Source organism: Modicisalibacter tunisiensis (genome assembly GCF_020148005.1).
In the GTDB taxonomy this organism is placed as follows: Bacteria; Pseudomonadota; Gammaproteobacteria; order Pseudomonadales; family Halomonadaceae; genus Modicisalibacter; species Modicisalibacter tunisiensis.
In genome coordinates, this window is sequence record NZ_JAGXFD010000001.1 from 2588193 (window position 1) to 2613269 (window position 25077).

A 25077-nucleotide genomic window follows, 5' to 3' on the forward strand; every position below is an offset into this window, starting at 1 on the left:
AAGGCCCGACAAGGAAGGAGAGTGCATGCTGATCGACGCCCACTGCCATCTCGACTTCACCGCCTTCGACGAGGATCGTGATGACGTCTTTGCGCGGGCCCGCGAGGCCGGTGTCGGCCACTTCGTGGTGCCGGGGACCACGCGTGCCGCCTGGGACGGTGTGCTGGCGCTGGGCGCGCGGGAAGACGTCAGTGTCTGTCTCGGGCTGCATCCCTACTTCGTGGAGCAGCACGACGAGGACGCCGTCGAGGCACTGGCGCCGGCGCTCGACGCGCATCCCGAGGTGGTGGCGCTGGGCGAATGCGGCATCGATGCCCGTTTCACGGACAGTCTGGAGGCCCAGTGGCGGCTGTTCGACGCCCAGGTGCGCCTGGCCAGGGACCGGCACCTGCCGCTGGTGATTCACTGCGTGCAGTGCAACGATACGCTCGCCAAGCGGTTGCGCCAGCTGTCACCGCCGGCCGGCGGGCTGGTCCATGCCTTCGCCGGCAGTCCCGAACAGGCCCGGGCGTTTCTCGACCTGGGCTTCGTGGTGGGACTGGGCGGGGCGGTGACCTATCCCCGTGCCCGACGGCTGGCGCGCATGGTCGCGGCACTGCCGGATGACGGTTATGTACTGGAAACCGACAGCCCCGACATGCCGCTGTGCGGTTTCCAGGGGCGGCGTAACGAGCCGGCCCGGGTCGCGCGGGTCGCCGAGCGCGTCGCGTGCCTGCGCGGCCAGGAGGTGGCGGAGGTCGCCGCCCGGAGCACGGCCACCGCGCGGCGCCTCTTCGGCCTCACTGACGGGCTCTCGCGCTGAGGCACCGGGCGTCTGGCAGGGGCGCAAGGCGGATCAGTGGTCGCCTGCTGCCATCGCCTCGGGGTCGAGACGCTCCACCGGGTAGGGCAGCTTGAGTCGCTGCAGAGGCTGGCCCGCCACGCTCAGCGGTTCGGGCACCTCGCGGGTGGTCAGCACGGCGAGGACCTCCGCCCGGTCGTGGGCGTCCAGCGCCGCGGCGACCACCTCGCCCCGGGGCTTGCCGTCGGCATCGGTCACGTCGTCGCCGATCGTCGGCAGCGTGGCGCCGCCGAGCTGGGCGCGAACCAGGCGCTTCTTGACCTGGCCGCGGAAGTGCGCGCGGGCGACGACCTCCTGGCCGGTATAGCAGCCCTTCTTGAAGCTCACCCCGCCGAGCGCCTCCCAGTTGAACATCTGCGGCAGGTAGGCGTCCTGCTGGCCGGCGTCCAGCCAGGCCAGCCCGGCCTGGATGTCCTGCCACTGCCAGACGGCGTTGCCCATCGTCACGGCATTGCGGGCGAGGGCCTCCCAGGCCTCGCGGGCCGCCGTCGCGGGCAGGCAGAGCAGCAGGCGGGCCACGCTGCCGGGATGGCGCAGCACCACCCCCTCGCCGAGTCGTGCCTGATGCCAGACGGCCGGCGGCCGCACGTCCAGCCGCGTCTCGAGCAGCGCCGGGGCGTCGCGGCCGCTCAGGCCGATCAGCGCCAGGTCGTCGCGGTCGCAAAGCGTCACCTGATAGAAGGGGGCAAACTTGCCCAGATGAGCGCGCAGCGGCTCGACCAGGCCGGCCGTCATCACCAGCCAGTAGGTGTCCGGGGCGGGGTGCAGCAGTTGCGCATTGGCCAGCATGCGCCCCTTGGGCGTGCAGAAGGCCGTGGGCGCGGCGAGGTCGCCGTCGGCCAGGTCGAGCTGGGCGCTGGTCTGGCCCTGCAGGAAGCGCTTGGCGTCGCTGCCGCTGACTTCCAGTACTCCCAGGTGGACCAGCGGCATCAGGGCCGTCGCCTCCTGCGCCTGGCGCGCCTGGTGTGGATCGCCGAAATCGCGATGGCGGTCATCGACGCGGCGTGCCCCCAGGCCGTCGAGGTAAGCGTTCCAGTCGGTCATTCTCTCTCCCTTGCCAGGCCGTCGATTCACTGACTGCAATGTGGGGGCGGTGCGCGAAAATGCAAGACGCTCGATGCCGTGGGCGGCGTGCTAGACTGGGCGTTCCACGCGCGGCTCGAGCAACGAGGAGAGAACCCATGGCGCAGGGCATTTCACTGACCTTCACCGATGTCGATGATGCGGACACCGTCAACCGGCTGACCACGGCGCTGATGATGGTCGACGGGGTCGAGAGTGCCGAGGTGGGCCGCCACGGCGCGCACGTCGAGGGGCGGGCGTCGCGCGAGGCGCTGCTGCGCGCCGTGCGCGAACTGGGTGTCGAGGTACGCTGAGAGGAGAGCGCAATGAGCATTACCGTCAGCAGTGTCGATGCGCAGGGCCTGCGCCAGCGTGTCGTGGTCGATTCCTTCGAGGAACTGTTCGCCGACGCGCCCGTGGTGGTCGGCGGCGACGAGACGGCGCCGGACCCTCACGACTATTTCGACCTGGCGCTGGGCACCTGCAAGGCGATCACCGTGCGCATGTATGCGCGCCGCAAGGGCTGGCCGCTCGAGGCGATCGAGGTGCAGGTGGCCCGCAATGATCGCGAGGAGCGCCACGGCCGCTACTACCTCGACGTGGCGCTCAGCTTCACGGGAGCGCTGGATGCCGACCAGCGTCGGCGGCTCGCCGAGATCGCCGATCGCTGTCCGATCCATCGCCTCATGACCGACGCCACGGTCGCCATTCGCACGACGCTGGAGGAGGCCGCGGACGCTTGAAGTTGTCGCCGGGCGCCTGCATCTCACCGTCATGAGCAAACCATTCCGCATCCAGTCGCAGTACCGCCCGGCCGGTGACCAGCCGACGGCCATCGACGGCCTGGTCCGGGGGCTCGAGGCCGGCCTGGCCTACCAGACGCTGCTGGGCGTGACCGGCTCGGGCAAGACCTTCACCATGGCCAACGTGGTCGAGCGCCTGCAGCGCCCGACCATCGTGCTGGCGCCCAACAAGACCCTGGCCGCCCAGCTCTACGGCGAGTTCAAGTCGTTCCTCCCCGACAACGCCGTGGAGTACTTCGTCTCCTACTACGATTACTATCAGCCGGAAGCCTACGTGCCGTCGTCGGACACCTTCATCGAGAAGGACGCCTCGATCAACGATCATATCGAGCAGATGCGGCTGTCGGCCACCAAGGCGCTGCTCGAGCGTCGCGATGCGCTGATCGTCGCCTCGGTGTCGGCGATCTACGGCCTGGGGGACCCGGACCAGTACCTGAAGATGCGCCTGCACTTCAATCGTGGCGAGATGATCGACCAGCGCTCCTTCCTGCGGCGGCTCGCCGAGCTGCAGTACACCCGCAACGACATGGACTTCCGACGCGGCACCTACCGGGTACGTGGCGACGTGATCGACATCTTCCCCGCGGATGCCGAGGAGGAGGCGGTGCGCGTCGAACTGTTCGATGACGAGATCGAGTCGATCCGGCTGTTCGATCCGCTGACCGGCGAGCTGCGTGACAAGGTGCCGCGCATGACCATCTACCCCAAGAGCCACTACGTGACGCCGCGCGAGACGATCCTCGAGGCGACCGAGCATATCAAGGCGGAGCTCGCCGAGCGCCTCGAGTGGCTGCGCAGGAACGACCGGCTGGTCGAGGCCCAGCGTCTCGAGCAGCGTACCCTCTACGATATCGAGATGATGCTCGAGCTAGGCTACTGCAACGGCATCGAGAACTACTCGCGCTACCTGTCCGGGCGCGCGCCGGGCGAGCCGCCGCCGACCTTCTTCGACTACCTGCCGGACGATGCCATCCTGTTCATCGACGAGTCCCACGTCAGCGTTCCGCAGGTGGGCGGCATGTACAAGGGCGACCGCTCGCGCAAGGAGACGCTGGTCGAATACGGCTTTCGCCTGCCGTCGGCTCTGGACAACCGGCCGATGACCTTCGAGGAGTGGGAGCGGATCTGCCCGCAGACGGTCTTCGTCTCGGCCACGCCGGGCCCCTACGAGGCCGAGCATGCCGGCCAGGTGGTCGAGCAGGTCGTGCGTCCCACCGGGCTGCTCGACCCCGAGGTCGAGGTACGCCCGGCCTCCACCCAGGTCGATGACCTGCTCTCCGAGATCCGCCTGCGTACCGAGGTCGGCGAGCGGGTGCTGGTCACCACCCTGACCAAGCGCATGGCCGAGGACCTGACCGAATACCTCGACGAGCACGATGTGCGGGTGCGCTATCTGCACTCGGATATCGACACTGTCGAACGGGTGGAGATCATTCGTGACCTGCGACTGGGCAAGTTCGACGTGCTGGTGGGGATCAACCTGCTGCGCGAGGGGCTCGACATTCCCGAGGTGTCGCTGGTGGCGATTCTCGATGCCGACAAGGAAGGCTTCCTGCGCGCCGAGCGTTCGTTGATCCAGACCATCGGCCGTGCCGCTCGCAACGCCAACGGCAAGGCGATCCTCTACGGTGACCGGGTCACCGACTCGATGCGCCGGGCGATCGACGAGACCGAGCGGCGTCGTGCCAAGCAGATCGCCCACAACGAGCAGCACGGCATCGTCCCGCAGACCGTCACCAAGTCGGTCGCCGACATCATGGAAGGTGCCCAGACGCCGGGGAAGAAGGGCGCGCGCCGCAAGGGCGCGCGCAAGGTGGCCGAGCCGGCCGGCGAGTATGGCCTGGAAACCCTGCGTACCCTGTCGGTGCCCGAGCTGACCCGCGAGATCGCCAGGCTCGAGGACGCCATGCACGAGGCGGCCCAGAACCTCGAGTTCGAGGAGGCGGCGCGTCTGCGCGATCAGGCCCAGGTGCTCAATGCCCGTCTGCTCGAGCTGAAGTGACGCGTCCGCGCGCCGGCGGCTTGGTGAAACCGCCGGTGCGCGGCTGATCGTCAGTCCCTGTCCTTGTGGCGTCCCAGCAGGGTGCGCCCCAGCTGCTTGGCGGAGAGCCGGGCATGATGTGTGGCCGAGTCGTCGCCCTTGAGCATCGAGGCCAGGTAGTTCCTGGCCTGCTCGAGCTTGATGTGCGGCGGCAACGGTGCCACGTCACCGTCGGTGTAGGCGTTGATCACCACCGGCCGGTCGGCGGCGAAGGCCTGGTCCCAGACGTGATCGATCTCCTCGGCGCGTTCCAGGCGCAACCCTTCCAGCCCCAGCAGCCGGGCGTATTCATCGAAGGCGAAGTCGGGCAGGTCCTGCGAGGTGGCGAAGCGCGGGTCGCCCTCCATGACGCGTTGCTCCCAGGTCACCTGGCTGAGGTCGCGGTTGTTGAGCACCAGCACGATGCAGCGCGGGTCCTCCCACTCGCGCCAGTACTTGGCCAGCGTGAGCAGGGCCTGGTTGCCGAGCATCTGCATGGCGCCGTCGCCGACCATGGCCACCGCCGGGCGCTGCGGATGGGCGAACTTGGCGGCCAGCAGGTAGGGGACGGCATTGCCCATCGAGGCCAGGCCACCGGATACCGAGCCGAGCATGCCGCGACGGACCTTGATGTAGCGGGCATACCAGTTGGTGGCGCTGCCCACGTCGCAGGCGAGCATCACGTCATCCGGCAGGCGTGGCGATAGGGCCTGGAACAGGCGCTGCGGGTTGATGGGGCTGGCATCGGTGGCGGCACGCTCGTCGGTGATTCGCCACCAGTCGTCGATCCAGCCCTGGACGCGCCCGTGCCACGCCCGATCGTCCTTGTAGGCCACCCGCTCGGTCAGGGCGGCCAGGGTGGCGCGGGCATCGCCATGCAGGTTGATCTCGGTGGGGTAGCGCAGCCCCAGCGCCGCGGGGGCGACGTCGATCTGCACGGCTCGCGCCTGGTCCGACTTGGGCAGGAACTCGGCATAGGGAAAGCGGGTGCCGACCAGCAGCAGGGTGTCGCACTCCTCCATCATCTTCTCGCTGGCCTCGGTACCCAGCAGGCCGATGGTGCCGGTCACCCCGGGCGCGTCGTCGGGGATCATGGCCTTGGCCAGGATCGCCTTGGCGATGCCGGCGCCGAGGCGATCGGCGAGGGCCAGCAGGTCGTCGACGGCATGCTTGACGCCGGCGCCGGCAAGAATCGCCACCTTCTCGCCCTGGTCGAGCAGCGCGGCCGCGGCGTCGAGGTCCGCCGGCTCGGGCAGCCGTTGCGGGCGGCGGTAGCCGACCCCCGAGAAGACCGCGCCATGAGTGGCGGGCGGGTCGGCCATGGGCAGGTCCTGCACGTCGTTGGGCAGGATCACGCAGGTCACGGTGCGCTCGGCGATGGCGATGCGCAGCGCCTGGTCGATGACGTGCCGGGCCTGGGCGGGTTCGGTGACCATCTGCACATAATCGCCGGCGACGTCCTTGTAGAGCGCGATCAGGTCGAGCTCCTGCTGGTAGTCGGTACCCAGACTCATGCGCGCCTGCTGACCGACGATCGCCACCGCCGGCATGTGGTCCTTGCGAGCGTCGTACAGGCCGTTGAGAAGATGTACCGCCCCCGGGCCCGAGGTCGCCACGCACACCCCCACGTCGTCGCTGAACTTGGCATGGCCGCTGGCCATGAAGGCGGCGACTTCCTCGTGGCGCGGCTGGATCAGGCGCGGCCCGTCCTCGGCACGGCGCAGGGCGGCCATGAAGCCGTTGATGCCGTCGCCGGAATAACCGTAAAGGCGCTCGACGCCCCACTCCTTGAGACGCGAGACGATGAAATCGCTGACCGTGTCTGACATGCTTTCCCTCCTATGGATTGGCGTGAAGCCACTCGGCCTCGGGCCGGATCAGAAACGTTCGGCCCGGGCGGCCTCCCAGTACGGGGCATAGGCCTCGGGTACCTCACCGCCCTCGAGCAGCTGGCCCGGCCTGAGCGGAACGATGCTGGTCCGGTAGGGGTGTGCCGGTGTGTAGTCGTTGCGGTGGTAGATCATGTCCGGCGTGAGCTGGTCGGGATGATCGACCCCCAGGGCCCCGGCGAGTTCGCGAAACGCCTTGAGGGTGCCGTGGTGGTAGTTGGCGACCCGCCAGGCCTTCTCGTCGACGTTGATGGCGCGGCTGCGCCGGGGATCCTGGGTGGTGACCCCGGTGGGGCACTTGTTGGTGTGACAGCGCCGTGCCTGGATGCAGCCCACCGAGAACATGAAGGGACGCGCGGCGTTGCACATGTCGGCGCCCAGCGCCATCTTCACCACCATGTCGAAGCCCAGGGCCACCTTGCCGCTGGCGATCAGCTTCATGTCGTCGCGCAGCCCGGTGCCGACCAGGCACTGGTGGACGAAGGGCAGGGCCTCGTTGATGTAGTTGCCCAGCCGGTCGGAGAACTCCTGAGGAGCGGCGCCGGTGCCGCCTTCGGCGCCGTCGATGGTGATGAAGTCGGGGCGGATGCCCGTCTCGAGCATGGCCTTGCAGATGCTCAGGAACTCGCTGCGCTTGCCCAGGCACATCTTCATGCCCACCGGCTTGCCGCCCGAGAGCTCGCGCAGCCGGGCGATGAACTCGAGCAGGCCGATCGGGGTGTCGAATTCCGGATGCGAGGCCGGCGACTGGCAATCCTCGCCTTCCGTGATCTGGCGTGTCTCGGCGATCTCGCGGTTGACCTTGGCGGCGGGGAGCAGGCCGCCGTGCGAGGGCTTGGCACCCTGGGACAGCTTGAGCTCGATCATCTTGACCTGGTCCTCGCGGGCCTTTTCGCGAAAGGTCTCGGCGTCGAAACGGCCTTCGCGGGTCCGGCAGCCGAAATAGGCGGTGCCCAGCTCCCAGATCAGGTCGCCGCCGTGGCGCTGATGATAGGGGCTGATGGCGCCCTCGCCGGTGTTGTGGGCGAAGCCGCCGCGCTTGGCGCCGAGATTCATGGCGAGAATTGCCGTCGACGACAGCGAGCCGAAGCTCATGGCCGAGATGTTCAGGCGTGAGGCCCGATAGGGCCGCGTACACTGCGGGCCGCCGACGGTCAGGCAGGTGACGTCCTTCGGCACGTCCTTGGGGACCAGCGAGTGTTCGGCAAACTCGTAGCCGGCGGCCTCGAAGTCCCGCAGGGTGCCGAAGGGCGAGGCGTCCGAGCTGCCGTCCGCCCGGGCGTTGATCAGGGTACGCTGGGCACGGCTGAAGGGCCGGCCGCTCTGCTCGGATTCGAAGAAATACTGGCGCAGTTCGGGGCGCACGAACTCCAGCATGTAGCGAAGATGGCCGATGACGGGGTAGTTGTTGAGCACATTGTGCCGCGAACGTAGATCATGAAAGCCGATGGCGGCGAAGAGTGCCCAGGCGATGAGCAGATAGCCTGCCGGCGGCCAGAACGGCCACCAGATCAGGATGACGACGAGCGCGGCGAACAGCGCCGTGGCGAAGTGTCGACGGTACATGGGCGGCATCCTTGCGCGTTGAGGTTTCGGGCATCGTTCGGGCGGCGGAGCCGGAGCCGGGGATACCCTGGCAAGTCTGGTAACAATCCCGGCGACTTGCAAAGTTCTTCCCGTCCGGGAGGCGGCCTCCCGGCGCCGGGGCGCTGCCGTGCCCGGGCCGGATGCGGTATACTGCGTTCCCCCGGAGGCTTGTCGCCGCGCGTCCCGCTGTGGGCGGCGAGCCGCTTGTCACCCGCAAGGAGTTCCTGCTTCATGACCGTGATTCGCCAGGACGATCTGATCCAGAGCGTTGCCGACGCCCTGCAGTACATTTCCTACTATCATCCCAAGGATTTCATCGAGGCCATGCATGCGGCCTACGAGCGCGAGGAAAACCCGGCGGCCCGGGACGCCATCGCGCAGATCCTCATCAATTCGCGCATGTGTGCGACCGGCCATCGGCCGATCTGTCAGGACACCGGCATCGTCACCGTCTTCGTGCACGTGGGCATGAACGTCCGCTTCGAGGCCGACATGAGCCTCGACGAAATGATCAACGAGGGGGTGCGCCGCGCCTACACGCTGCCCGACAATGTGCTGCGGGCCTCGGTGCTGGCCGATCCGGACGGCAAGCGCCAGAACACCCGCGACAACACCCCGGCGGTGATCCATCACAAGCTGGTGCCCGGTGACAGCGTCGAGGTGCATGTCGCCGCCAAGGGCGGCGGCAGCGAGGCCAAGTCCAAGTTCGCCATGCTCAATCCCTCCGACAGCGTGGTCGACTGGGTGCTCGAGCAGCTGCCGAAGATGGGCGCCGGCTGGTGCCCGCCGGGGATGCTGGGTATCGGCATCGGCGGTACCGCCGAGAAGGCCATGGAGCTCGCCAAGGAATCACTGCTCGATCCCATCGACATTCAGGAACTCCAGGCGCGCGGTGCCGCCAACCGTGCCGAGGAGCTGCGTCTCGAGCTCTACGACAAGGTCAACCAGACCGGCATCGGTGCCCAGGGGCTGGGCGGGCTGACCACGGTGCTCGACATCAAGGTCAAGGATTACCCGACCCACGCCGCCAACAAGCCGGTGGCAATCATTCCCAACTGCGCGGCCACCCGACACGTGCACTTCACCCTCGACGGCAGCGGTGCCGCCGAACTCCCGGCGCCGAAGCTCGAGGACTGGCCGGAGATCACCCGTGAGGCCGGTGGTGACGTCAAGCGCGTCAACCTCGACGAGGTGACCCCGGAGGACGTGCAGAGCTGGCAGCCCGGCGATACCCTGCTGCTCAACGGCAAGCTGCTGACCGGCCGCGACGCCGCCCACAAGCGCATGGTCGACATGCTGGCGAAGGGCGAGGAGCTGCCGGTGGACCTGAAGGGCCGCTTCATCTACTACGTGGGCCCGGTGGACCCGGTGCGCGACGAGGTCGTGGGCCCGGCTGGCCCCACCACCGCGACACGCATGGACAAGTTCACCCGCACCATGCTCGAGCAGACCGGCCTGCAGGGCATGGTCGGCAAGGCCGAGCGGGGCCCGATGGCGATCGAGGCGATCCGCGACAACCAGGCCGTCTACCTGATGGCGGTCGGCGGTGCCGCCTATCTGGTCGCCCAGGCGATCAAGAAGGCCCGCGTGGTGGGTTTCGAGGATCTGGGCATGGAAGCGATCTACGAGTTCGAGGTCGAGGATATGCCGGTCACCGTGGCCGTGGACAGCGAGGGCACCTCGGTGCACCAGACCGGTCCGGCCAAGTGGAAGGCGATCATCGCCGAGCGCGCCTGAGCCGCCTGCTTCCTGAGTGATCAGGCGCCGCCCGGCGAGATCGGGCGGTGCCTGCCTGTTCCTTTGTTCCGCCATCCGCTACCGTGGGCGCTCATCGTGACAGCGAGGCCCGTGATGATCCGTCTGGTGTTCGCCCGCAATCTTGACTACCGTGATCGCCGCCACGGCGGCGGCGGTTGCCTGTGCCGTTGGGAAGAGCGAGCATGACGTCCTGGCTGCTGGGCCTCATCCTGTTCCTGTTCCATGCCGTGGGCATGGCGTCCGCCGTCGTGGCGCTGATGTCCAGCCGCACCTCCCAGGGGGCCGTGGCCTGGATCATTTCGCTGGTGACCTTTCCCTACCTGGCCCTGCCTGCCTACTGGGTCTTCGGGCGCCCGCGTTTCTACGGGTATGTCTCTGCGCGCGGTGAGCGCGACACGGTGCTGCGCCGGGTGCTGCTGCGCTACCGGCCGCTGATCGAGCCGTATCTCGCCGATGCCCGGCAGGGCAACGTGCGGGCCGTCGAGAAGCTGGCGATGATGCCCCTGACCAGCGGCAACCGCGCCGAGCTGCTCATCGACGGCCAGGCCACCTTCGACAGCCTGTTCGCCGGCATCGACTCGGCGCGCCATTACGTGCTGGTACAGTTCTTCATCATTCGCCGCGATCGGCTGGGCCTGATGTTCAAGGAGCGACTCGAGCACAAGGCGCAGCAGGGCGTGCGCGTCTATCTGCTGTATGACGAGATCGGCAGTCACGCGCTCGACGACGGCTATCTGGAGGATCTGCGCCGCGCCGGGGTCGAGGTCAGCGCCTTCAACTCCTCGCGCGGGCTGCGTCATCGCTTCCAGCTGAATTTCCGCAACCATCGCAAGGTGGTGGTGGTCGACGGGGCCCAGGGCTGGACCGGCGGGCTCAACGTGGGCGTCGAGTATCTGGGCGAGAATCCGCGTCACGGACCCTGGCGGGATACCCATCTGCGGCTGACCGGTCCCAGTGTGCTGGGGCTTCAGGAAGCGTTCTGGGAGGACTGGCACTGGGCCACCGGGCGGGTGATCGATCTGACCTGGACCCCCCGGGTGACCTGCGAGGAGTGCCAGAACGTGGTGGTGGTGCCCTCCGGCCCGGCCGACGCGCAGGAGACCGCCAGCCTGTTCATGCAGCACAACATCACCAGCGCCCAGCACCGGCTGTGGGTCACCAGCCCCTATTTCGTGCCCGATCAGGGCGTGCAGGATGCGCTGCGCCTGGCGGCGATGCGCGGCGTCGACGTGCGGGTGATGATGCCCGAGCGACCCGACCATCTGCTGGTCTTCCTTTCGGCGTTTTCCTTCCTGCCCGACATGATCCGTGCCGGAGTCAGAATATACCGTTATCAACCCGGCTTCCTGCATCAGAAAGTCATGCTTGTCGACGACCACAGCGCTGCCGTCGGGACCGTCAACCTCGACAATCGCTCGTTTCGGCTCAACTTCGAGATCATGGCGTTCATTCCCGACGCCGGCTTTGCGGGCGAGGTACGGCAGATGCTGGAGCGTGACTTCGCCCACTGTCGCGAGGTGACGCTCGAGGAGCTGCAGCAGCGTCCGCTCTGGCGCAAGCTGGTTTCCCGGGCCGCCTACCTGATGGCCCCCATCCAGTAGGTGCCGGTGTGTGGAGCGGCGGGACGGCTTGTTGCAAAACCTCGACAGGCAGCGTGGAGCCACGGAGCGCGCTTGAGTAAACTTGGCGACCTGTCCAAGTGATCGCGTTTGTTCTTCTCATCGGCAAATGGAGTCGCGGTGAACCTCGAAACCAAGTGGCTGGAAGATTTCGTGGCCCTGGCCAACACGCGCAGCTTCTCGGCGTCGGCTCGTCAGCGCCATGTCACCCAGCCGGCCTTCAGCCGGCGGATCCGTTCCCTGGAGCAGGCGGTGGGCGCGACCCTGGTGGATCGCTCGACCACGCCGGTGGGGCTGACGCCGGAGGGGCAGCTGTTTCTGGTCACCGCGCGCAACCTGGTCGAGCAACTCAGCGAGTGCCTGGGCCATCTACGCGGCCTGGCCATGGCCAACGAGGCGCTGGACATCGTCGCCGCCCACTCGCTGGCGCTGGCGTTCTATCCGCGCTGGATCTCGCGCCTGCAGCAGGGGGTCGGCGAGCTGCCGACACGCCTGGTGGCCATGAACGTGGGGGACGCCATCCATGTGCTGCGCGAGGGCAATTGCGATCTGATGCTCGGCTATCACGACCCCTATGCCACCATGCAGCTCGATGCCGAGGTCTTTCCCTCGTTCTCCATCGGCAAGGCAATGATGATCCCGGTCTGCGTTGCCGACGAGGCGGGGCGGCCGCGCTTTCCCCTGGAGGGCGAGGCGGCCATTCCCTTCCTCGCCTATACCCAGGGTGCCTTTCTGGGCCGCAGCGTGCGCATGCTGCTCAAGAACGACCCGACGCGGCTGCGGCTCAAGACCGTCTACGAGACCGCCATGGCCGAAGGGCTCAAGGGCATGGCCCTGCAGGGCGTGGGTATGGCCTGGATCCCCGACTTCTGCATCCGCGACGAGCTGGCCGATGGACGCCTGGTGCGCGCGGGGGATACGGTCTGGGATATCCCGCTGGAGGTCCGGCTCTATCGTTGTGCGCTGGTCCACAAGCCGGGGGTGGAGCGGCTCTGGCGCCAGATGACCCGGCTGCCGAGCGATTTCCTGCGCGCCTGATCGCGGCCGGGCACTCAGGGACTGGCCCAGCCGGCGGGCAGGCCGAGGAAGTTCTGGATGATGAAGAAGTGATCCTCGAACAGGGTCTCCGGTTCGAGGTCGGCCAGCGCGACCCAGCGTGCCTGGTCGCCGCCGCGGGCGGGCTTGAGCCGAGGCAGTTGCTGCTCCGGACGCAGGGCGAAGTAGAAGGCCTCGGCCAGGGTTCGGCCTCGCCAGCTGCGGTGCGGGTCATCGAACAGACGCTGATCGCGCAGCGAGCCCTTGAGCACCGGTTCGGGCACCTTCAGGCGCACGCGCTCGCGCAGCTCCCGCAGGCAGGCGTCGAGCAGGCGCTCCTGGGGGTGGATGAACCCGCCGGGCAGCGCCAGGAGCCCCTTGCCGGGCGCCGCGTTGCGCCGCACCAGCAGCACGTGCCCCGACTGCACCACCACCGCATTGACGGTGACGAAGATCGGCGGGTAGGGCGCCTGTGCCCAGGCGTGGCGGTACTGCTCCAGCAGGTGCTGTTCCTCCAGCAGCTGGGAACAGGATGAGGTGGCCATGAAGGCGCTCAGTGCCCGATGCACGGGGCGGGGCAGGTCGTGCTCCGCGTCGTCGGCCAGGTAGGCGTCGCCGGAGGCCCGGGAGTGAAAGAGCCGTTCGCGGATGTGGCTGGCGGAAATGCCCTCCACCAACGGCACGCTGACCGATTCCCACTGCGGGAACAGGCTCAGGTAGTAGCTCGACTGGCCGCGGCTGGCGCCGATCAGGCCGATGCGCGGCAGCTTGCCATGGCAGGGGCGGGCCACGTCGCGGACCTTGCGCTGGACGTCGCGGACCCAGACATCGTCGTTGTAGAGCGCATCGAGCAGCGGCTCGATCTCCAGGCGGTCGTTGTCGGTGGCGTCGAAGGCGCTGCGCAGCATGTCGCGGCGTTCCTCGAAGCGCCAGGGATTGCGCAGGGAACGGGCTTGCCAGGCCGACCCGATCAGCACGATGACCTGCCTTGCCCGCTTCAATGCCTCCCGGATCACCGCCAGATGCCCCAGGTGCGGCGGCTGAAAACGGCCGATGAACACCAGGCAGTCGAAGTCGGGATGCGGTGTCGGCGTCTGGGCGGGGGTGGGCACCATAGGGTCTCCGGTCGAAAGGGCGCGGCCATTATGGTGGCCGTCCCGGGAGGCTGCAAGCTGGCCGCAGGGCATGGGCTTGTGGCCGGCGTCATGTCGATTATGCTGGGAGTTCTTCTCGTGTCGGGAGTCTCTCGTGCCTGTCGAACGGCTTCGTCGTGCCGCGACCATCGTGCGCGCCGCCATCACCCTGTGGCTGACCAGCAATGCGTTCAGCTTTGCGGGATCGCTGGCCTTCTACACGCTGTTCTCGCTGGCACCCACGGTGATCATCGCGGTCGCGGTGCTGGGGGTGGTGCTCGGCGAACCGGCCGCCCAGGGGCAGATCGTCGCCCATCTGCAGACGCTGGTCGGCCCCGAGGCGGCGGACGCGGTCCGTCGTGCCGTGGCGGCGGCGCGGCCCGCGATGTCGGCCCGGCTGCCGGCGCTGGTGGGGGCGGGGGTCCTGCTGATCGGCGCGACCACGGTCTTCGCCCAGCTGCAGTATTCGTTCAACGTGCTGTGGGGCGTCACTGCCAACCCGCAGCGCAGCAGCCTGCTGATCTGGATCAAGCAGCGCCTGCTGTCGCTGGCGGTGGTGCTGTCGATCGGTTTCGTGCTGCTGGTCTCGCTGGTGCTGGGGGTGGCGCTGCGCAGCACCTTCCATTTTCTGGGCGACTGGCTGCCCTGGAGCGAGCGGCTGCTGAGTGGCGGGGAGCTGGCGGTTTCGCTGCTCGTCGCGGCGCTGTTCTTCGCGGCCCTGTTCAGGGTGCTGCCCGACGTGGTGCTCGGCTGGCGGGATGTACTGCCCGGAGCGGTGATCACGGCCGTGCTCTTTTCCCTGGGGCGCTACGCGATTGCGGTCTATCTGGCTTATACCGCCACCGCATCGACCTACGGCGCCGCGGCGTCACTGGTGTTGCTGCTGTTATGGGTTTACTACAGTTCCCTTATCGTTTTGTTCGGCGTGGCCCTGACCCGGGCGCACTACGAATCCCGGGGCCGGGTGATACAGCCTCGTGGCGTGGCCGTGCGCGTGCGACGCGAGCTGCTGGATGGATGATGCCGCGCTGCACTGGCGATCGGCGGCAGGATTAGCAGGAGGTGACGAATGAGCCAGCGTTGTGTACAGGCACGTGTGACCGGCAAGGTCCAGGGCGTGTGGTTTCGGGCTGCCACCCAGTCCCAGGCCCGGGAAGCCGGGGTGACGGGCTACGCGGTGAACTGTGAGGATGGCAGCGTCGAGGTGGTCCTGTGTGGCCATCGCGAGGCCGTGGACAGCGTCGTGGACTGGCTGTGGCAGGGGCCACCGGCGGCGCAGGTGGCCCATGTCGAAGCGGTCGATATCGACTGGCAGCCCCACGACGACTTCACGACACACTAGGCAGCAGCTCAGCCGCCCAGGGTTTCGACGATCCAGTCGATCACGGCCGGGCCGTCGGCATTCAGGCAGACCTCGGCCAATGGGGTGGTGGACCACTGTTCGGTGATGAACGGACGCCCTTCGGGCGCGAAAACGGTTTGCCCCATGGCGGGGCCTTCGGTCACCACATTCAGGTGGCCACGCTGGGTCGTGAACAGCTCCGGCTTCATCAGCCAGGCCAGCGAGCAGCTGTCGTGCGGGCAGCAGCCATTGATGCCCAGGGCCTGCCGGTAGAAATCCTTGTAGAAGGTATAGCTCTCGGCGAGCACGCGGCCCAGCTCGCCCTGGGCTGCGGCGATGCGCTCCATGGCCTCGGGGTCGAGCACGCAGCGGTGGGTGGCGTCGAGCCCCACCAGGGTCAATGGCCAGCCGGCGGTCAGGACCCGGGCCCCGGCGTGCGGGTCGTTGTACAGGTTGGCTTCCGCGACCGGCGTCACGTTGCCGCCCTCGCGGATCGATCCGCCCATGATCACCACCCGCCTGACCCGGTCGACGATGCCGGGGTCGAGCTGCAGGGCGGCCGCCAGATTGCCCAGCGGCCCCACGGCGACCAGGGTGACCTCGCCGGGGCGCGCGTTCACCGTGTCGACAATGAACTGGGCGGCGCTCACCGGTTGCGGCTTGCCGGTCACGGCCGGCAGGTCGATGTTGCCCAGGCCGTCGGCGCCATGGATGTGCGCGGGTGCCGGCGCCTTGGGCTTGACCAGCGGTGCCGCGGCCCCCTGGGCGACGGGGATCGACTGGCCGGCCAGCTCGCTGAGCAGCAGGGCATTGTGAGTCGCCGTCTCGACCTCGACGTTGCCGAAGGTGGTGGTCAGCCCCAGCAGCTCGATGTCGGGGTGGGCGAGGGCGATGGCAATCGCCTGGGCGTCATCCACGCCGGGGTCGGTATCGAAGATGATGGGTGTCGCCATGCAGGACTCCTTGCGTTGAGGCGATGGAAGAACCTTCAGCTTTCGTCGAGCGGCAGCGCGTCCCAGTCGCGAGTGACCTCGGTCACTTCGCTGACGACCGGGATGCTGGGGGCCGCCCCTTCGCGCTGGACGCACAGTGCGGCCGCGGCACTCGCCAGGCGCAGGGCCGGGACGATGGCCTGCCCCTGCTGGCGCGCCGCCATGAAATAGCCGATGAAGGTGTCGCCGGCGGCCGTGGTATCGACCGCCTCGACCGGATGGGCCGGCAGGTGCAGCCGCCGCGCGTCATCCTGGTAGCAGACGCCGTCGCCGCCCAGGGTCAGTACCACCTCGCAGCCGGGCAGGCGTTGGCGCAGTGCTGTTAGCAGGCCGTCGAGATCGTCCTCGTCCTCGCGGCCGACGAGGGCGGCGGCTTCGCCGCGATTCAGGAACAGCAGCCGGCACTGCTCGAGCGGCAGGCGCAGGATGCTGGCCCCCATCGGGGCCGGATTGAAGGCGATATTGAGCTCCCGGGCGACGGCGCGATTGATCAGGCGCTCGAGGGCGTTGCACTCGTTCTGCAGCAGCAGCCAGTCGCCCGGCTGCACGGAGGTCATCAGGGCATCGAGGCGGGCATCGGTGAAGCCGTGGTTGGCACCGGGATGGAGGATGATGGCGTTTTCGCCATGATCGTCGACCTGGATCACGGCATGGCCGCTGGGTTCGGCGGTCAGCTCGATATGCACGGTATTGACGCCGGCACTGGCCAGCGTTTCCAGCGCCCAGCGATCATGCTGGCCGAGCCGCCCCCAGTGGGTGACCTGGCCGCCGGCTCGGGCCACCGCCAGCGACTGGTTGGCGCCCTTGCCGCCGAGTACCTGGCGATAGCCGTGACTGGTCAGGGTTTCGCCGGGCCTGACCAGGTGCGGGACCCGGTAGACGTGATCGATATTGACCGAACCATAGTTGAAGAGCATGTGGCCTCCGCGGGCAGCCTGGCCTCGCCACGCGCAACAGCGTAGCGAGCATCACGATGGGTGGGCAAGCCGGGTTTTTATACCGTTATCTTTTTTTGCTACTTCTTCATATCTGCCGCTGCCCGATAAGCCTTCAGGTTTTCCACCGTAAGTGCGACGACATTCGCCCGGGCTTCGGGGCTGATCCAGGCATTGTGCGGCGTGACGATCAGGTTGAGCGGCTCGTTCAGCGCCTCCAGTAGCGGGTGACCGTCACGCGGCGGCTCGTCAGGCAGGACATCGACGCCCAGACCGCCCAGGCGGTCTTCACGCAGGGCACAAAGGGCAGCTTGCTCGTCGATGATGCCGCCGCGGGCGCAATTGATGAGCAGGGCATCCGGCTTGAGGCGCACGAGCAGGGCGTCGTCGACCAGGTGGCGGGTGGCCTCGGTCAACGGGCAGTGAAGGCTGATGATGTCGGCGTCCGGGGCCAGTTCGGCCAGCGACGGGCGGGTGTCGTGAGCCTCGTTGCCGGGACGGGCGGCGAAGCGGACCTCCATGCCGAAGGCCTCGGCGAGTCGGGCCACGGCGCGGCCGAGCTCGCCGCTGCCGACGATGACCAGGCGCTTGCCGTCGAGCTGCAGGGTGCGATGGTCGAGCAGACAGAAGATCGGGGCGCGCTGCCAGGCACCGTTGCGCAGGTCGTGCTGGTAGCGGGGCAGCCGGTTGGCGAGGCTGAGCATCAGCATCAGGGTGTGCTGGGCGACGCTGGCCGTGCCGTAGGCGGTGACGTTGCGCACGCTGATGCCGTGACGCTCGGCGGCGGCCATGTCGATGTTGTTGGTGCCCGTGGCCAGGACACAGATCAGCCGCAGATCGGGCAGCTCGGCGAGCAGGGCCTCGTCGAGCACCACCTTGTTGACCAGGGCCACCTCGGCCCCGGCCAGGCGTTCGCGGCACTGGTCGGGGCGGGTGAGGTCATGCACGTCGAGGCTGTCGACATGGCGGCGGATCGGCTCGAGGTCGATGTCGTCACCCAGCGTGGCGGCGTCCAGCAGTACGGCTTTCATGCGGTTCCCTTGTTCGGCAGATCGTCATTGGCGGCCAAGGCGGGCATAACTTGCCCGCCGGGGGCCGCAGCACGCTATAATATGCGGCTTTCGCGGCAGGCTTGGAAAGCACGGCGAGCGGCCACATATCGGGAATCGCCGGGCCCGTGTCAGGGCCTGCGGTCAAGATTCCGTCACAGAGTGATTAGAACGATGCCCATCTACGAATATGAGTGCAAGGCCTGTGGCCATCGTCTGGAAAAGCTGCAGAAGATCAGCGCGCCGGCGCTGACGGACTGTCCGGCCTGCGAGGCCAGCGAGCTGTCGCGTCTGGTGTCCGCGGCCGGCTTCCGGCTGGCGGGCGGCGGCTGGTACGAGACCGACTTCAAGTCGGGCGGCACCAAGCGCAACCTGGCCGGCGATTCCGGCAAGAGCGGCGATGCCACGTCGTCGGGGGCCGCGACGAACGGCAAGGCCTCGGCCTGACAACAACCCCGCCGGCCGCCGCCGGCGGTGGCACACCCTACATAGCAACGGAACAGGATTTGACATGCGCAGCCATTATTGCGGCCAGTTGAACGAGACTCTGGTGGATCAGGAGGTCACGCTCTGCGGGTGGGTCCACCGCCGCCGTGACCACGGCGGGGTCATCTTCCTCGACATGCGCGATCGCGACGGCATCGCTCAGGTCGTGGTCGATCCCGACACCCCCGAGGCCTTCGCCAGCGCTGACCGTGCCCGCAGCGAATTCGTGCTGCGCATTCGCGGGCGCGTGCGTATGCGCCCGGAGGGGACCCAGAACCCGGGCATGCCCACCGGCCTGATCGAGGTGCTGGCCAAGGATGTCGAGGTGCTCAACACCGCCGCGACGCCGCCGTTCCAGCTCGACGAGCACGGCAAGGTCGGCGAGGAGGTGCGTCTCAAGCACCGTTACATCGACCTGCGTCGCCCGGAGATGATCGACAAGCTGCGGCTGCGCTCGCGGATCACCCACAGCGTGCGTGCCTACCTCGAGGGCGAGGGCTTCCTCGACATCGAGACGCCGATTCTCACCCGCGCCACCCCGGAGGGCGCCCGTGACTACCTGGTGCCCAGCCGTACCCACGAGGGGCAGTTCTTCGCCCTGCCGCAGTCACCGCAGCTGTTCAAGCAGCTGCTGATGGTGTCCGGGCTGGATCGCTACTACCAGATCGCCAAGTGCTTCCGCGACGAGGACCTGCGCGCCGACCGTCAGCCGGAATTCACCCAGATCGACCTCGAGGCCTCGTTCGTCGACGAGGATGCGATCATGGGCATCACCGAGCGCATGATTCGTCAGCTGTTCAAGGACGTGCTCGATGTCGAGCTGCCCGAGTTCCCGCGCATGCCCTACGCCGAGGCCATGCGTCGCTACGGTTCCGACAAGCCGGACCTGCGCATTCCGCTGGAGCTGGTGGATGTCGACGACCTGATGAAGGATGTCGACTTCAAGGTGTTCTCCGGCCCGGCCAGGGCCGACGACGGCCGTGTGGCGGCGCTCCGGGTGCCGGGCGGTGCCCGCCTGACCCGCAAGGAGATCGACGAGTACACCAAGTTCGTCGGCATCTACGGCGCCAAGGGGCTGGCCTGGATCAAGGTCAACGAGCGCGCCAAGGGCCTCGAGGGCCTGCAGTCGCCGATCGTCAAGTTCATGGACGGCATCATCGAGACGCTGCTCGACCGCGTGGGTGCCGAGGACGGCGACATCATCTTCTTCGGCGCCGACACGGCGCGCGTCGTCAGCGAGGCGATCGGCGCGCTGCGCGTCAAGCTGGGCGAGGATCTCGAGCTCTATACCCGGGAGTGGGCACCGCTGTGGGTGGTCGACTTCCCGATGTTCGAGGATGACGGCAGCGCGCGCCTGCAGGCATTGCACCATCCGTTCACGGCGCCGTCCTGCGACGTCGAGACGCTCAAGGCCAATCCCGTCGAGGCGCTGTCGCGGGCCTATGACATGGTGCTCAACGGCACCGAACTGGGCGGCGGCTCGATCCGTATTCACGACCAGGCCATGCAGCGCGCGGTACTCGACGTGCTGGGCATCGGCGAGGAAGAGGCCAACGAGAAGTTCGGCTTCCTGCTCGACGCCCTGAAGTTCGGTGCACCGCCCCACGGCGGCCTGGCATTCGGGCTCGACCGGCTGGTGATGCTGATGACCGGCGCGCGGACCATCCGCGAGGTGATCGCCTTCCCGAAGACCCAGAGTGCCGCGTGCCTGATGACCGATGCCCCGGGCGAGGTCAGCGCCGAGCAGCTCAAGGAGCTCAACATCCGGCTGCGTCACAAGCCGAAGGTCGGCGACGACGCCTCGTGAGCCCGAGGGGCTAGCGTCGGCGATGACGCTGATTTTCTCCCATCCACACCGGCGCCCCTGATCCCAGCGGCGCCGGTCTTGTTGATCAGGAGGCTTTTTGCATGGCTGGCCACAGCAAATGGGCAAACATCAAGCACCGCAAGGCCGCTCAGGATGCCAAGAAGGGCAAGGTCTTCACCAAGCTGATCCGCGAGCTGACCGTGGCGGCGCGCGAGGGCGGCGGCGAGCCCGCGGACAACCCGCGGCTGCGGGCGGCCATCGACAAGGCGCTGGCCAGCAACATGACCAAGGACACCATCCAGCGGGCGGTCGACCGGGGCGCCGGCACCGGTGACGACGACCACATGGAGGAGGCCGTCTACGAGGGCTACGGGCCCGACGGGGTGGCCATCTACGTCGAATGCCTGACCGACAATCGCAACCGCACGGTGTCCGATGTGCGCCACGCCTTCAACAAGCACGGCGGCAATCTGGGTACGACCGGATCGGTGGCGTTTCTGTTCAGCAAGCAGGGGCGCTTGAGCTTCCCGGCCGGCAGCGACGAGGAGGCGATCATGGAGGCGGCGCTGGAAGGCGGTGCCGAGGACGTCACGACCCACGATGACGGGACCTTCGAGGTCATCACCACGCCGAAGGCCTTCGGTGAGGTGAAGGATGCCCTCGCGGCTGCCGGCCTCGAGCCCGAGCGCAGCGAAGTGGGCATGTTTCCCGAGAGCTACTCGGCCATCGCCGATGGCGAGGTGGCTCGCCAGGTGATCAAGCTGTTCGAGCGTCTCGAGGATCTCGACGATGTGCAGAACGTCTATTCCAATGCGGACTTTACCGATGACGTGCTCGCCGAGCTGGAGTGACCCGGCCGGCGCACCGGCGGCCGGCGCACCGGGGAGGGTGCGATGATCGTGCTGGGGATCGACCCGGGCTCGCGGATCACCGGCTACGGCGTGCTGGATGTCTCGGGGTCGCGCCCGGCCTATGTCGCCAGTGGCTGCATCCGCATCCAGCCCGGCGAGCTGGCCCAGAAGCTCGCCCAGGTCTACGCCGGGGTCGCCGAGCTGATCGCGCGTCACGCGCCCGCGGTGTTCGCCATCGAGCAGGTATTCCTCGCGCGCAACCCGGACTCGGCGCTCAAGCTGGGGCAGGCGCGGGGCACGGCGATCGTCTGCGCCGCCAACCATGGTCTGCCGGTGCACGAGTACGCCGCCCGTCAGGTCAAGCAGGCGGTGACCGGCACCGGCGCGGCGGACAAGGCGCAGGTCCAGCACATGGTGACGGCACTGCTCTCGCTCAATGCCGCGCCACCGGAGGACGCCGCCGACGCCCTGGCCATCGCCCTGACGTATTCCTATGCCAGTCGCGGACTGTTGCCGGAAGCACGCCGTGGACGCCGGCGCGGCGGTCGCCAGGCGTGGCGCGAGTTCACGCCCGATTCCTGAGCGGGCGCCGCTGGTCAGCTGCGGGGGCGATCAGTATAGTGACTCCCCAGTCATACCAAGGGACGCAAGTGCATGATTGGACGCCTGCGAGGCACCCTGCTGGAAAAACAGCCCCCCTGGCTGGTCATCGATGTCCAGGGCGTCGGTTACGAGCTGGAAGCCTCGATGAACACGCTGCTGGCCTTGCCCGGGATCGGCGAGACCGTGCAGCTCCATACCCACCTGAGCATTCGTGACGATGCGCACCTGCTCTACGGCTTCATCGACGAGCCCGAGCGGGCCCTGTTCCGTGCGCTGGTGAAGGTCAACGGCGTCGGTCCCAAGCTGGCGCTGGCGATCCTCTCCGGCATGGAGCAGGACCAGTTCATTCGCTGTGTCATGGACAGCGACGTCAAGGCGTTGACGCGGCTGCCGGGCGTCGGCAAGAAGACCGCCGAACGCCTGATCGTCGAGATGCAGGACCGCTTCCCGCACTGGGTCGGCGGCGACGAGACGTTGCCGGCCGGTCAGGCCCCGTCGACCACCCCGGCGAGCGATCCGCGCGGCGATGCGGAGGCGGCGCTGGTGTCACTGGGCTACAAGCCCACCGAGGCGAGCCGGCTGCTGTCCGGGCTGGAGGACGAGCTGTCCACCGAGGCACTGATCAAGGCGGCCCTGTCGCGCCAGTTCACGGGATGACGCACCATGATCGAAAGTGACCGTCTGATCGCCGCCGCGCCGCAGGCCGGCGAAGTGCGCCACGATTATGCCATCCGCCCGCGCCGGCTGGGTGACTACATCGGTCAGCCGCGGGTCCGCGAGCAGCTCGATATCTTCATCAGCGCGGCCCGGCGCCGGGGCGACAGCCTCGACCATACCCTGGTATTCGGCCCCCCGGGCCTGGGCAAGACCACCCTGGCCAACATCATCGCCTCGGAGATGGAGGTCGACATCAAGTCCACCTCGGGGCCGGTGCTGGAGCGGGCGGGCGACCTGGCGGCGATGCTCACCAACCTGCAGCCCGGCGATGTGCTGTTCATCGACGAGATCCATCGCCTGCCCGCGGCCGTCGAGGAGGTGCTCTATCCGGCGATGGAAGACTTCCAGCTCGACATCATGATCGGCGAGGGGCCGGCGGCCCGCTCCATCAAGCTGGACCTGCCGCGCTTCACCCTGGTGGGGGCGACGACCCGGGCCGGGCTGCTGACCTCGCCGTTGCGCGACCGCTTCGGCATCGTCCAGCGCCTCGAGTTCTACGCCATCGACGAGCTCACCGAGATCGTCGCCCGCTCGGCGCGTCTGCTGGGCATCGAGGCGGAAGGCGACGGAGCGGCCGAGGTGGCACGCCGGGCCCGGGGCACGCCGCGCATCGCCAACCGGCTGCTGCGGCGGGTCCGCGACTTCGCCGAGATTCGCGGCGACGGGCGCCTGACCGCCGACATCGCCGACCAGGCGCTGAACATGCTGCATGTCGACAGTCACGGGCTCGATCACATGGATCGGCGCCTGCTGCTGGCGATGATCGAGAAGTTCGACGGCGGGCCGGTAGGTGTCGACAGCCTGGCCGCGGCGATCAGCGAGGAGCGGGATACCATCGAGGATGTCATCGAGCCCTACCTGATCCAGCAGGGCTTCATGCTGCGCACCGCTCGCGGGCGCATGGTCACCGGCCAGGCCTATCGTCACTTCGGCCTGGAGGCGCTGGGGGGCACGCCCGACGGCGGCAGCGAGGCACACGTATGAGCTTCGCGATGCCCGTCACGGTCTACATCGAGGATACCGACGCCGGCGGTATCGTCTATTACGTCAACTATCTCAAGTACATGGAGCGGGCACGCAGCGAATGGCTGCGCGCATCGGGGCTGACCCAGCGCGAACTGTTCGACGACGGCGTCCAGCTGGTGGTGCACCGGCTGACCTGTCGCTATGCCAAGCCCGCCCGACTCGACGACCGGCTGCAGGTCACCGCGTCGGTGGTCGAGGCCACGTCATGTCGCGTGCGCTTTCATCAGCAGGTACTGGCGGGCGGGGAACCCCTGTGCGACGCGGACGTCGATATTGCGTGTGTCGACGCGACGCGGCTTCGCCCCACGCGCTGGCCGGCGGCCCTGGCCGCGGCCCTGAAGGAACAACCGCAATCACTGACGAGGACGCCGTGAACGACTCTCTCTCCATCCCGCACCTGATACTCAATGCCAGCCTGGTGGTCCAGCTGGTGATGCTGCTGCTGATCGTGGGCTCCGTGGCCTCCTGGGCGGTGATCTTCCAGCGCGGCTTCGTCCTGCGCCGGGCCCGCAAGGCCCATCGCGCCTTCGAGGATCGCTTCTGGTCCGGGGTCGATCTCAACGAGCTGTATCGCGTGACGCCCGCCGAACAGGATGTCGAGGGCGCCGAGCATCTCTTTCGTGCCGGCTTTCGCGAGTTCAACCGGCTGCTGCCCAAGACCCGCAGCAGCCAGGCGATTCTCGACGGCGTGCAGCGCGCGATGCGGGTGGCCTGGTCGCGCGAGGAGGAACGTCTCAACCAGCATCTGACCTTCCTGGCCACGGTGGCTTCCGCCAGCCCCTACATCGGCCTGTTCGGCACCGTCTGGGGCATCATGGGCTCCTTCATGGGGCTGTCGATGGCGCAGCAGGCCACGCTCTCCACGGTGGCGCCGTGGATCGCCGAGGCACTCATCGCCACGGCGATGGGGCTGTTCGCGGCCATCCCGGCGGTGATCTTCTACAATCGCCTGTCGGCGCTTTCCAGTCGGCTGCTGGGTCAGTACGAGGATTTCGCCGAGGAGTTTCATTCCATCCTGCACCGCAACCTGCAGGGACGCGACGAGCGCGACGCCGCCTGAGGAGCCCGTCATGATGCATGGACCCTTCAATCGTGGCCCGCGGCGCAAGCCCATGGGCGAGATCAATGTCGTGCCCTTCATCGACGTGATGCTGGTGCTGCTGGTGATCTTCATGATCACCGCGCCGATGATGACCCAGGGCGTCCAGGTGGAGCTGCCCAAGGTGGCCTCGAAGCCGATCAAGACCGACGAGAACAGCGAACCCCTGGTGGTGTCGGTCGATCGCGATGGCCAGTACTTCCTGTCGCTGGGCGACGGCGAGACGCCGCTGACCCTCGACGAGCTCAGCACCAAGGTGGTGGCCATTCTCAAGCGCAAGCCGCAGACACCGGTCATGGTCAAGGGCGACCAGAACGTGGCCTACGGCCAGGTGGTGACGCTGATGGGGGCGCTGCAGTCGGCCGGTGTGCCCAACGTGGGGCTGATTTCCGATCCCCCGCCGGCCGAGCAGTGAGGCATCGA

The 25077-nt window shown here is 67.8% G+C and carries 25 protein-coding genes; 18 read left to right on the forward strand and 7 right to left on the reverse strand.

The window, feature by feature from the left end; translation table 11 throughout:
* The first annotated feature begins 25 nt into the window (after nt 1-25).
* Nucleotides 26-802 (forward strand): TatD family hydrolase, encoded by a 777-nt coding sequence (locus KGQ91_RS12105; protein ID WP_224421069.1) that lies wholly within the window; start codon nt 26-28, stop codon nt 800-802.
* A gap of 33 nt (nt 803-835) precedes the next feature.
* Here KGQ91_RS12105 and ygfZ read toward each other — a convergent pair whose 3' ends face one another.
* Nucleotides 836-1885 (reverse strand): CAF17-like 4Fe-4S cluster assembly/insertion protein YgfZ, encoded by a 1050-nt coding sequence (gene ygfZ, locus KGQ91_RS12110; RefSeq protein WP_224421070.1) that lies wholly within the window; start codon nt 1883-1885, stop codon nt 836-838.
* A 137-nt stretch (nt 1886-2022) separates the two neighbouring features.
* On the opposite strand from ygfZ, the gene KGQ91_RS12115 reads away from it, so the two are divergent.
* From KGQ91_RS12115 to uvrB, 3 genes are read left to right on the forward strand one after another with little or no spacing between them, the layout of a single operon-like run.
* The gene (locus KGQ91_RS12115) at nt 2023-2217 is read left to right on the forward strand and encodes a hypothetical protein (protein ID WP_224421071.1); all 195 of its coding nucleotides are present in this window, start codon (nt 2023-2025) and stop codon (nt 2215-2217) included.
* Between the two features lie 12 nt (nt 2218-2229).
* Entirely contained in the window at nt 2230-2646 is a 417-nt protein-coding gene (locus KGQ91_RS12120; protein WP_163648713.1) for an OsmC family protein, read from the forward strand.
* Nucleotides 2647-2677: 31 nt separating this feature from the next.
* On the forward strand, nt 2678-4708 hold the full coding sequence (uvrB, locus tag KGQ91_RS12125; RefSeq protein WP_224414972.1) for an excinuclease ABC subunit UvrB: 2031 nt from the start codon (nt 2678-2680) through the stop codon (nt 4706-4708).
* A 50-nt stretch (nt 4709-4758) separates the two neighbouring features.
* Here uvrB and KGQ91_RS12130 read toward each other — a convergent pair whose 3' ends face one another.
* Nucleotides 4759-6555: a thiamine pyrophosphate-requiring protein gene (locus KGQ91_RS12130; RefSeq protein ID WP_224421072.1), complete on the reverse strand. Its 1797-nt coding sequence runs from the start codon at nt 6553-6555 to the stop codon at nt 4759-4761.
* A 48-nt stretch (nt 6556-6603) separates the two neighbouring features.
* Complete coding sequence (locus KGQ91_RS12135; protein ID WP_224414970.1) at nt 6604-8181, reverse strand: FMN-binding glutamate synthase family protein; 1578 nt, start codon at nt 8179-8181, stop codon at nt 6604-6606.
* A 252-nt stretch (nt 8182-8433) separates the two neighbouring features.
* Here KGQ91_RS12135 and KGQ91_RS12140 point away from each other — a divergent pair, with 252 nt between their 5' ends.
* From KGQ91_RS12140 to KGQ91_RS12150, 3 genes are all read left to right on the forward strand, one after another.
* Entirely contained in the window at nt 8434-9939 is a 1506-nt protein-coding gene (locus KGQ91_RS12140) for a fumarate hydratase (protein ID WP_224421073.1), read from the forward strand.
* 203 nt (nt 9940-10142) lie between these two features.
* Complete coding sequence (cls, locus tag KGQ91_RS12145; protein WP_224421074.1) at nt 10143-11561, forward strand: cardiolipin synthase; 1419 nt, start codon at nt 10143-10145, stop codon at nt 11559-11561.
* 138 nt (nt 11562-11699) lie between these two features.
* On the forward strand, nt 11700-12617 hold the full coding sequence (locus KGQ91_RS12150) for a LysR substrate-binding domain-containing protein (RefSeq protein WP_224414967.1): 918 nt from the start codon (nt 11700-11702) through the stop codon (nt 12615-12617).
* 14 nt (nt 12618-12631) lie between these two features.
* Here KGQ91_RS12150 and KGQ91_RS12155 read toward each other — a convergent pair whose 3' ends face one another.
* Nucleotides 12632-13729: a bifunctional nicotinamide-nucleotide adenylyltransferase/Nudix hydroxylase gene (locus KGQ91_RS12155; protein ID WP_224421075.1), complete on the reverse strand. Its 1098-nt coding sequence runs from the start codon at nt 13727-13729 to the stop codon at nt 12632-12634.
* A gap of 133 nt (nt 13730-13862) precedes the next feature.
* Here KGQ91_RS12155 and KGQ91_RS12160 point away from each other — a divergent pair, with 133 nt between their 5' ends.
* On the forward strand, nt 13863-14768 hold the full coding sequence (locus tag KGQ91_RS12160) for a YihY/virulence factor BrkB family protein (protein WP_224421076.1): 906 nt from the start codon (nt 13863-13865) through the stop codon (nt 14766-14768).
* Between the two features lie 48 nt (nt 14769-14816).
* Nucleotides 14817-15089: an acylphosphatase gene (yccX, locus tag KGQ91_RS12165; RefSeq protein ID WP_163648696.1), complete on the forward strand. Its 273-nt coding sequence runs from the start codon at nt 14817-14819 to the stop codon at nt 15087-15089.
* A gap of 8 nt (nt 15090-15097) precedes the next feature.
* On the opposite strand, the gene KGQ91_RS12170 is transcribed toward yccX, so the two are convergent.
* The 3 genes from KGQ91_RS12170 to KGQ91_RS12180 all read right to left on the reverse strand — a co-directional run bounded on the left by KGQ91_RS12170 (nt 15098) and on the right by KGQ91_RS12180 (nt 18047).
* On the reverse strand, nt 15098-16042 hold the full coding sequence (locus KGQ91_RS12170; protein WP_224421077.1) for a nucleoside hydrolase: 945 nt from the start codon (nt 16040-16042) through the stop codon (nt 15098-15100).
* A 35-nt stretch (nt 16043-16077) separates the two neighbouring features.
* On the reverse strand, nt 16078-16998 hold the full coding sequence (locus KGQ91_RS12175; RefSeq protein ID WP_224421078.1) for a ribokinase: 921 nt from the start codon (nt 16996-16998) through the stop codon (nt 16078-16080).
* Nucleotides 16999-17096: 98 nt separating this feature from the next.
* On the reverse strand, nt 17097-18047 hold the full coding sequence (locus KGQ91_RS12180; protein ID WP_224414961.1) for a D-2-hydroxyacid dehydrogenase: 951 nt from the start codon (nt 18045-18047) through the stop codon (nt 17097-17099).
* A gap of 192 nt (nt 18048-18239) precedes the next feature.
* On the opposite strand from KGQ91_RS12180, the gene KGQ91_RS12185 reads away from it, so the two are divergent.
* The 9 genes from KGQ91_RS12185 (at nt 18240) to tolR (ending at nt 25069) form a co-directional block, all read left to right on the forward strand.
* On the forward strand, nt 18240-18512 hold the full coding sequence (locus KGQ91_RS12185) for an FmdB family zinc ribbon protein (protein ID WP_224421079.1): 273 nt from the start codon (nt 18240-18242) through the stop codon (nt 18510-18512).
* A gap of 64 nt (nt 18513-18576) precedes the next feature.
* Nucleotides 18577-20358: an aspartate--tRNA ligase gene (gene aspS / locus KGQ91_RS12190; protein ID WP_224421080.1), complete on the forward strand. Its 1782-nt coding sequence runs from the start codon at nt 18577-18579 to the stop codon at nt 20356-20358.
* 101 nt (nt 20359-20459) lie between these two features.
* Complete coding sequence (locus KGQ91_RS12195; RefSeq protein ID WP_224414958.1) at nt 20460-21209, forward strand: YebC/PmpR family DNA-binding transcriptional regulator; 750 nt, start codon at nt 20460-20462, stop codon at nt 21207-21209.
* 42 nt (nt 21210-21251) lie between these two features.
* Complete coding sequence (gene ruvC, locus KGQ91_RS12200; protein ID WP_224414957.1) at nt 21252-21791, forward strand: crossover junction endodeoxyribonuclease RuvC; 540 nt, start codon at nt 21252-21254, stop codon at nt 21789-21791.
* A gap of 72 nt (nt 21792-21863) precedes the next feature.
* Complete coding sequence (gene ruvA / locus KGQ91_RS12205; protein WP_224414956.1) at nt 21864-22469, forward strand: Holliday junction branch migration protein RuvA; 606 nt, start codon at nt 21864-21866, stop codon at nt 22467-22469.
* A 6-nt stretch (nt 22470-22475) separates the two neighbouring features.
* Nucleotides 22476-23513 (forward strand): Holliday junction branch migration DNA helicase RuvB, encoded by a 1038-nt coding sequence (gene ruvB, locus KGQ91_RS12210; RefSeq protein ID WP_224421081.1) that lies wholly within the window; start codon nt 22476-22478, stop codon nt 23511-23513.
* Nucleotides 23510-23929 carry a tol-pal system-associated acyl-CoA thioesterase gene (gene ybgC / locus KGQ91_RS12215; RefSeq protein ID WP_318010284.1) on the forward strand — a complete coding sequence of 140 codons (420 nt, stop codon included), beginning with the start codon at nt 23510-23512 and terminating at the stop codon, nt 23927-23929. Before ruvB ends, ybgC begins: the two co-directional genes overlap by 4 nt.
* Nucleotides 23926-24615: a protein TolQ gene (gene tolQ / locus KGQ91_RS12220; protein ID WP_224421082.1), complete on the forward strand. Its 690-nt coding sequence runs from the start codon at nt 23926-23928 to the stop codon at nt 24613-24615. The genes ybgC and tolQ overlap by 4 nt, the downstream gene beginning before the upstream one ends.
* Before the next feature lie 13 nt (nt 24616-24628).
* Nucleotides 24629-25069 (forward strand): protein TolR, encoded by a 441-nt coding sequence (gene tolR, locus KGQ91_RS12225; protein WP_224421412.1) that lies wholly within the window; start codon nt 24629-24631, stop codon nt 25067-25069.
* Nucleotides 25070-25077 lie beyond the last annotated feature (8 nt).